Source organism: Achromobacter sp. Marseille-Q0513 (assembly GCF_018195695.1).
Lineage (GTDB): Bacteria > Pseudomonadota > Gammaproteobacteria > Burkholderiales > Burkholderiaceae_B > Achromobacter.
In genome coordinates, this window is sequence record NZ_JAGTJY010000232.1 from 1 (window position 1) to 8,254 (window position 8,254).

Below are 8,254 nucleotides of genomic sequence, written 5' to 3' on the forward strand. Positions count from 1 at the left end.
CGCCCAGGTCGTGCGTGATCAGCACGATGGCCGTGCCCAGCCGAGCCTGGATGTCGCGCAGCAGGTGCAGGATCTGGGCCTGGATGGTCACGTCCAGCGCCGTGGTGGGCTCGTCGGCGATCAGTACCTTGGGCTGGCAGGCCAGCGCCATGGCGATCATGGCGCGCTGGCGCATGCCGCCGGACAGCTGGTACGGGTATTCATGCACGCGGCGGGCCGGATCGGAGATCTGCACCAGGTCCAGCAGCCGCTCGGCCTGCGCCAGCGCCTCGCGCCGCGACAGGCCCTGGTGCAGCGTCAGCGACTCGGCGATCTGGCGACCGATGGTGAACACGGGGTTGAGCGAGGTCATCGGCTCCTGGAAGATCATCGACAGCTGGTTGCCGCGGATGGCGCGCATGGCCTTCTCGGGCAGCGCCAGCAGGTCCTGGCCGGCGAATTCGATGGCGCCGCCGGCGACGCGGCCGGGCGCGCGCAGCAGCCGCATGATGGACAGCGAGGTGACGCTCTTGCCACAGCCGGATTCGCCGACCAGGCCCAGCGTCTCGCCAGGAAGCAGGTCGAACGAGAGGCCGTTGACGGCCACCGTGGTGGTCTCGTCGCCGTCGAAACAGGTGGTCAGGTCGCGCACGCGCAATACGGGTTCGGTTCGCATGGGCGCTCCTAGAGTTTCTTGGCCAGGCGCGGATCCAGCATGTCGCGCAGCCCGTCGCCCACCAGGTTGACGGCCAGCACGGTCACGCCCAGGAACAGGCCGGGATAGAGGATGATGTGGAACGCCACCGCCACGAAGTTGCGGCCCTCGGCCATGATGTTGCCCCAGCTGGGCGTGTGCGGCGGAATGCCCACGCCCAGGAAGCTCAGCACCGCCTCGGTCAGGATGGCCGAGGCCGCGATGAAGGTGGCCTGCACCATCAGCGGCGCGAACAGGTTGGGCAGGATGTGGCGCAACAGGATGGCCGGCACGCGCGTGCCGGACGCCACCGCCGCCTCGATGTAGGGCTGCTCGCGGATGGTCAGCACCAGCGCGCGCACCAGCCGCACCACGCGCGGGATTTCCGGGATCACGATGGCGATGACGACGGTGCCCAGGCCGCCCTTGAGCGTGGCCATCAGCGCGATCGCCAGCAGCACGCCGGGGATGGCCATCAGCCCGTCCATGACGCGCATGATCAGTGCGTCGACGCGGCGGAAGTAGCCGGCCAGCATGCCCAGCGCCACGCCGATCACGGTGGACGCCAGCGCTACCGCCGCGCCGACCAGCAGCGAGACCCGCGCGCCCCAGATGGTGCGCGAGTACACATCGCGGCCCAGCGCGTCGGTGCCGAACAGGTGCTCGGCCGAGGGCGGCTTCATGCGCGCCAGCGGGTCGATGTCCTGCGGATCGATGGTGGCCAGCCAGGGCGCGGCCAGCGCCGCCAACGCCAGCAGGATCAGGATGGCGCAGCCCAGGTACAACGTCGGATGGCGCCGCAGCGAACGCAGCGCGCGGCGACCGGCGGGCTTGCGCGCCGGCAGCGGGATTGAGGTCGTGGTCATGGCGGCCCCGTTCAGTAGCGGATGCGCGGATCGAAGAGCCGGTAGCTCAGGTCGACCAGCAGATTGATGAACACATAGATGCCAGAGGCCACCAGCAGCACGCCCTGGATCACCGGATAGTCGTGGCGCAGCACGGCGTCCACGGTCAGGCGGCCCAGGCCGGGAATGGCGAACACGGTCTCGGTCACGACCACGCCGCCGATCAGCAGCGCCACGCCCACGCCGATGGTGGTGACGATGGGATTGGCCGCGTTCTTGAGCGCGTGCCAGACCACCGGGCCGGCCGCCAGGCCCTTGGCGCGGGCGGTGCGGATGTAGTCCTCGGACAGCGCCTCGAGCATGGTGGCGCGGGTCATGCGCGTGAGCAGCGCCATGTAGACCAGGCCCAGCGACAGACAGGGCAGCACCAGGTGGCGCAGGTACTGGACCAGGCCCTGGTCGGGCGGCTTGTAGCCCTGCACCGGCAGCCAGCCCAGCTTGATCGAAAAGCCATACACCAGGCTGTAGCCGATCAGGAACACCGGTACCGAGAAGGCGCAGACCGAGCCCACCATCACCAGCCGGTCCAGCCAGCGGCCGGCATGCCAGGCCGCCAGCACGCCCAGCGGGATCGCCAGCAGCACCGCGAACAGCATGGTGAAGGCGGCGATCGAGAAGGTCGGCCCCAGGCGCTGCCCGATCAGCTGCGAGACCGGCATCTGCGTGGCGATGGAGGTGCCCAGGTCGCCGGTGGCGATATTGCCGACCCAGATGCCGAACTGCTGCAGCAGCGGCTTGTCCAGGCCCAGGTTCTGGCGGATCTTCTCCACGTCCTCGGCCGTGGCGTTGTCGCCCGCGATGACCGCCGCCGGATCGCCGTCCGACAGGTGGATGAGCATAAAGACCACGACCGCCACCACCGCCATGACCGGAATAACCGCCGCGATGCGGCGCAGGATGTATTTCATGCTGCGTTCCCCCCGGAACCTGGGCCGGGCGCCGTGGCGCCCGGCGCCCGCCTTACGGCTTTTCGATGTTCCACGTGACCGGGACGCCGGCCTTGATCAGCTCGGTGCCCTTCAGGCCGCGCGTGGCGTACACGGGCTTGAACTCGCCCCACATCACGTAGGGCACGGTCTGGTAGGCGCGTTCCTGGATGCGGGCGGCCAGCTCCTTGCGCCTGCCCGCGTCGGTCTCGCGGATCCAGGCGGTGCGCAGCTCGTCCAGTTCCTTGTCGCAGGGCCAGCCCGGCAGGCTGTTGCCGCAGGCGGCCGACAGCCAGGGGTTGGTGACCGGCGTGCTGGCGTCGTAGTAGCCGCCCCAGGTCAGGAACAGGTTCCAGCCGCCCTGCGAGGGCGGATCCTTCTTCAGCCGACGCGCGGCCAGCGAGGCCCAGTCCATGGATTGCAGGTCGACGTTGACGCCGGCCTTCTTCAGGTTCTGCGACAGCACCATCACGGCGGGCGCGCTCAGGTGGTCGGTGGGGTACAGCAGCACCACCTTCTCGCCCTTGTAGCCGGCTTCCTGCAGCAGCTGCTTGGCGCGCGCCGGGTCCGGCTTGGCGTAGGGCGCGGCGCCGGCGTCGGTGGCCAGGGGCGAGCCGCAGATGTACAGCGTGGCGCAGTAGTCGACGCGGTACTTGTCGGGGTAGCCCATGGCGGCCAGCATCTGCTTCTGGTTCACCAGGTAGTACAGCGCCTGGCGCGCGCGGGCGTCGTTGAAGGGCGGATGCAGCGCGTTCAGCACCACCATGCCCTGCGAGGCCACCGAGGTGTCCAGCTTGATATCGGGATTGCTTTCCAGCACCGGCAGGAAGTCGGGCGTGACCTGCTCGATCATGTCCACCTCGCCGTTCATCAGCGCGGCGGTGGCGGTGTTGCCGTCGGGGATGTAGACCCATTCGACGCGGTCCACCTTGACGATCTTGCCGCCAGCCAGGCCGTCCGCCGGCTCGGCGCGCGGCACGTAGGCCGGGTTCTTCACGTACACGACCTTGTTGCCCGGCACCCATTCATCGCGCTTGAACAGGAACGGACCGGAGCCCACCATTTCGGTGATCTGCGTGCTCGGATCCGTGGCGGCGATGCGCTTGGGCATGATGAAGGGCGGCAGGCCGGACGGCTTGGACAAGGCCTCCAGCACCAGGCCGAAGGGTTCCTTGAGCGTCAGCGTGAAGGTCTCCGGACCGGTGGCGGCCAGCTCGGCGCCGGCCGCGAACATGGCCTGGCCCAGCGTGTCCTTCTTGCCCCAGCGCTGGATCGAGGCCACGCAGTCCTCGGCCGTGACCGGCGTGCCGTCGCTGAACTTCAGGCCCGGGCGCAGCGTGAAGCTCCAGCGCTTGCCGTCTTCCGAGGCCTGCCAGGTGTCCACCATCTGCGGCTTGACCTGGCCCTTGCTGTCCTGCGCGAACAGCATGTCGAACACCATGTAGCCATGGTTGCGCGTGATGTAGGCGGTGTTGAAGAGCGGGTCCAGCGTCTTCAGGTCGGCGTGCGGCACCAGCCGCAGGGTCTTGCCCTGGGCGTGCGCGCCGGTGGCGGCGCCCAGCGCCAGCAGCGCCGCCGTGGCCAGCAGGCTGAAACGTTTGATCATGGTCATCCCCTTGTATTGTGTGTCGTGGTCTTGCTTGCGGCGCGGTCTCTGCGGACCGCGCCGTCATGTCATGTCAGGCCGTCAGCGGCCATTTCGGACGCTGTACCTTGCGGTAGGGCAAGCTGTTGTAGTCCTGCGTGATGGCGCCGGGCGTCGCGACGTAGATGACGTGCTTGGCCACCTGCGAGTACGAGGCGTAGAAGTGCTGCGAGGACTTGACCACGATGAGCTTCATCGCGGCCAGGTCGATGCCGAACTGCGTGAACATGTCCGTGCCCATGGCCTGGGTGCGCAGCGAGGTCAGCGCCAGCACCACGCCGCCCGTGCGCAGGATGGCCACGTCGCCCAGCAGCGCCGGCGTGTTGGACAGTCCCGTCATGACGGCCTCGCGCTTGAGCGCCAGCACCGTGCAGCGCAGGTCCAGCGGCTGGCCCGACACGGGCGCGACTTTGCCGCCCACGCGCAGCTGCACCTCGGCGCCCTCGCCCGCCTCGAAACAGAGCTGCACCGAGACCGGATCCCAGAACGGACCCATCGCCACGTCGTCGATGCCGCGCGCCAGCACGCGCTCCAGGATGAAGGTGGCGTCGCTGGGCGCGCCGCCGCCGGCGTTGTCCGCCGAATCGGCCAGCACCACCGGGAAGGCGCCGTGCGCCAGGGCCTGGTCCAGCGCCTCGTCGGTGGGGGGATAGGCCGGCGACAGTTGTTCGCGAAAGCCGATGATCTCCTGGCCCAGCTCGCGCGCCAGCGCCTCGGCCCGTGCCGGATCGCCGTCGGTATAGACCAGCACCTTGGCGCCCATGTCGGCGGTGTCGCCCCAGGGGAAGCCGTGGGCGATCGAGATCGACAGCACGCCGTTCTTGCCCTCCATCGCCATCAGCTTGTCGACGAAGCCGCGCATCGGCTCGCGGCTGGTGTGCATGACCGAGATCAGCTGGCAATCGAACACGCCGCGCGTCGGCCGGATGCGGCCCTCGGCCTTGGCCACGCACAGGTCGACCAGCTCGTAGGCGCGGTCCAGGATGTCGGTATGGGGGTATTCCTTGTAGCAGACGATGATGTCGGCGGATTCCATCATGGTCGCGGTCAGGTGGCAGTGCGGATCCAGCTCAGCGCCGATCACCGTGTCCGGGCCGACGATCTCGCGCGCGCGGCGCAGCAGATCGCCCTCGCAATCGTCGTAGCCGTCGGCCACCATCGCGCCGTGCAGGCCGAACAGCGCCACGTCCACGGGGCCGGCGTTGCGCAGGTCCTGCAGCAGTTCGTCGCGCAGCGTTTCATAGGCGTGGCGCGTGGTGATGCCGGCCGGCATGGCGGCGGCGGTCAGGCCTTCGACCAGCGTCCAGTCCTTGCCCTTGGCGCGCTGGCGCGCCGCCCACAGCGGGCCGGCATACATCTGCATGCGGTCAGGATGCTGGCCGGCCGGGTAGTAGCCGCGCGCGCGGTAGGCGCCCAGGCCGGTGGGGATGGGGGAAAAGGTATTGGTTTCGGTTGCCAGGGAACCGGAAAAGATCTTCATGCTGCCACTCCATGTCGAGCGTTTGCAGGATGCGCGAGGCCGGCGCGCGTGGGAATGCTTGCGGGGAAATCAGGTCCGGTCGCCGACCCAGGCCTGCACTTCGATCTCCACGTCCACTTCCAGCGCCAGCCGCGCCTCCACCGTGGAGCGGGTCGGGAAATCGGCCTGGAAATGCTGGCGGTAGGCTTCGTTGAAATCGGCGAATTGCGCCAGGTCGGTCAGCCAGACGGTCACGCGCACCACGTCGGCCAGGCTGGCATTGGCCAGCGCCAGCGTGTCCTTGATGCGGGCGATGGCCGCGTGGGTCTGCTCGCGGATGTCGCCGCGCACGACCTTGCCGTCGGCGTCCATCGGGATCTGGCCCGACAGGAACAGGAAGCCGCCGGCGCGGGTGGCGCGCGAGAACGGCAACGGCAGGGTGCTGGGATAACGGGTGATGGCGGTCATGGTGACGTCCGGAAAACAGGTGGAAGGAAAAAAGGGATCAGCGCAGGCGGCCCGGCCGCATGGCCAGGGCGTCGACGCCATGCGCGCGCAGCGCGTCGGGCAGCGGCTGGCGTTCGATCAACGAGGCCGCCAGTTCCGAGGCCGCGGCGGCGGTCTGAATGCCGTAGCCGCCCTGCGCCGCCAGCCAGAAGAAGGCCGGCGCGGCCTCGTCCCAGCCCACCACGAAGTCGCCGTCGCGCACGAAGGAGCGCAGGCCGGCCCAGGTGTGCTTGGGGCGCCGTATCGTCAGCGAGGTGGCTTCCTCGATGCGGTAGATGCCGGTGGCCACGTCCAGTTCCTCCGGCGCCACGTCGTGCGCGTCGACCGGGTCCGCGTTGGCCGGCGAGCCCAGCAGTTGGCCGGCGTCGGGCTTGAAGTAATAGCTTTCGTCCACGCCCACCACCGCCGGCCAGGCGGAGAAATCCACGTCGGGCGGGCCGTTGAAGGTGAAGGCGGTGCGGCGGCAGGGCTGCAGGCCGACCGGCGAGGCGGCGCACAGCGCGGCCACGTGATCGGCCCAGGCGCCGGCCGCGTTGATGATGGCGCGCGCGCGCAGCGTGGCGCCGTCGGCCAGCGTCAGCGTCCAGACGCCGTCGGCGTGGCTGGCCGCGCGCAGCTCGGCATTGGCGCGCAGGGTGGCGCCGCGCGCCCGCATGCCGCGCAGAAAGCCCTGGTGCAGTCCATGCACGTCGATGTCGCGCGCGTCCGGCTCTTCCAGCGCGCCGCACAGCTGCTCGGCGCGCAGGCAGGGCACGCGCGCGGCGGCGGCCTGCGGTTCGATCAGGCGGACGTTGTCGGAATGCCGGCGGAATTCGTCGTAGGTCTGCTGCAGCAGGTCGCGCTGTTCGGCGGTGGCCACGTACAGCACGCCGCGCGGGTGCAGCAGCGGATGCTCGGTGAAGCCCTCGGGCGGATTTTCGTAGAACGCGCGGCTGGCGCGGGTCAGCGCCTGGATCTGCGGCGTGCCATAGGTTTCCATGAACATGGCCGCCGAGCGGCCGGTCGAGTGGTAGCCGGGCTGCGCCTCGCGCTCCAGCACGATCACGCTGGCATGCGCGCTCAGGCGGTAGGCCACGGAAGCGCCGGCGATGCCGGCGCCGATCACTGCATAGTCCGAAATGAGGTCTGGGTTCATCGCTGCGTCGGAGAAAATTCTATTATTTGATAATTCTCAAATACGATAATTAGATGGCGGCACGGAGGTAATAGGGGGTTGTACTGATGGCGCCGGCCGCGTCCTCGTCGCCGCGCCTGCCGTGCTGGCGCGGGCGGTGCTATCGTTCGCCCGTCTTCTCGCAACGCCGCGCCGCTTCATGTCCGACCATCCCGCCGCTTCCGCCCCGCCGACCGCCATCCCCGACAGCGAATCGCGACCCTTCGTGCGTGACCTGGGCGACCGGCGCTCGCTGCATTTTTCCGAGCAGGTCATCCAGAGCAGCATGTCGCTGCTGAATCCGGACGCGCTGGAGCTGGAGTACACGCGCATGATGATGGGCTTCGTGCTGTTCAATCCGGAGCCCGAGCGCATCGTGATGGTGGGCCTGGGCGGCGGCTCGCTGGCGAAGTTCTGCCATCGGCACCTGCCGCGTTCGCAGGTCGAGGCGCTGGAGATCAATCCGGCGGTCATCGCGCTGCGCGGCGATTTCATGGTGCCGCCGGACGACGGGCGGTTCCGCGTCATCGCCTGTGACGCGGCCGAATTCCTGCGCGACGCGTCGGACCACGCCGACGTGATCCTGCTCGACGGCTTTGGCGACCAGGGCATGCCCGATGCGCTGTGCTCGGAGGTGTTCTATGCCGATTGCCTGCGCGCCTTGCGCGACGACGGCCTGCTGGTGATCAACTTCCACGTCAATCATCCGCTGTACCACGAGTACCTGGCCCGCGTGCGGGAGTCTTTCGGCGCGGCGATGTTCGAGGTGGTGGATGACGACATGACCAACAGCATCGTGTTCGCCTGCAAGGGCGAGCTGCTGGACGATCCGGCGTCGGCGCAGCTGCGCCGGCCCGAGGCGCTATCCAAGGATGCGTGGCGTCAGCTGATGCCGACCTTGCGCGTCATCGGCGCGACGCTGACGCTGCGCTAGTGTGCTGTCCCGTAGGTACGTGCGCATGACGAAATTCATCCGTAGGCGTCAG

The 8,254-nt window shown here is 68.8% G+C and carries 8 protein-coding genes; 1 reads left to right on the top strand and 7 read right to left on the bottom strand.

What is annotated here, in order from left to right; translation table 11 throughout:
• From KDH83_RS27815 to KDH83_RS27845, 7 genes are all read right to left on the bottom strand, one after another.
• Positions 1 to 655: ABC transporter ATP-binding protein (locus KDH83_RS27815; protein WP_212321663.1), on the bottom strand; the 655-nt coding region annotated here is incomplete at its 3' end.
• An 8-nt stretch (positions 656 to 663) separates the two neighbouring features.
• On the bottom strand, positions 664 to 1,539 hold the full coding sequence (locus tag KDH83_RS27820) for an ABC transporter permease (RefSeq protein ID WP_103272047.1): 876 nt from the start codon (positions 1,537 to 1,539) through the stop codon (positions 664 to 666).
• 11 nt (positions 1,540 to 1,550) lie between these two features.
• Positions 1,551 to 2,486, bottom strand: coding sequence for an ABC transporter permease (locus KDH83_RS27825; protein ID WP_212321665.1), 936 nt, complete (start codon positions 2,484 to 2,486; stop codon positions 1,551 to 1,553).
• 52 nt (positions 2,487 to 2,538) lie between these two features.
• A complete protein-coding gene (locus KDH83_RS27830; RefSeq protein ID WP_212321667.1) occupies positions 2,539 to 4,110 on the bottom strand; it encodes an ABC transporter substrate-binding protein in 1,572 nt (523 codons plus the stop codon).
• 73 nt (positions 4,111 to 4,183) lie between these two features.
• A complete protein-coding gene (locus KDH83_RS27835) occupies positions 4,184 to 5,629 on the bottom strand; it encodes a M81 family metallopeptidase (RefSeq protein WP_212321669.1) in 1,446 nt (481 codons plus the stop codon).
• 69 nt (positions 5,630 to 5,698) lie between these two features.
• Positions 5,699 to 6,076 (bottom strand): RidA family protein, encoded by a 378-nt coding sequence (locus KDH83_RS27840; protein WP_212321671.1) that lies wholly within the window; start codon positions 6,074 to 6,076, stop codon positions 5,699 to 5,701.
• A 37-nt stretch (positions 6,077 to 6,113) separates the two neighbouring features.
• Entirely contained in the window at positions 6,114 to 7,250 is a 1,137-nt protein-coding gene (locus KDH83_RS27845; protein ID WP_212321672.1) for an FAD-dependent oxidoreductase, read from the bottom strand.
• A gap of 178 nt (positions 7,251 to 7,428) precedes the next feature.
• Here KDH83_RS27845 and KDH83_RS27850 point away from each other — a divergent pair, with 178 nt between their 5' ends.
• Positions 7,429 to 8,202: a fused MFS/spermidine synthase gene (locus KDH83_RS27850; RefSeq protein WP_212321674.1), complete on the top strand. Its 774-nt coding sequence runs from the start codon at positions 7,429 to 7,431 to the stop codon at positions 8,200 to 8,202.
• Positions 8,203 to 8,254 lie beyond the last annotated feature (52 nt).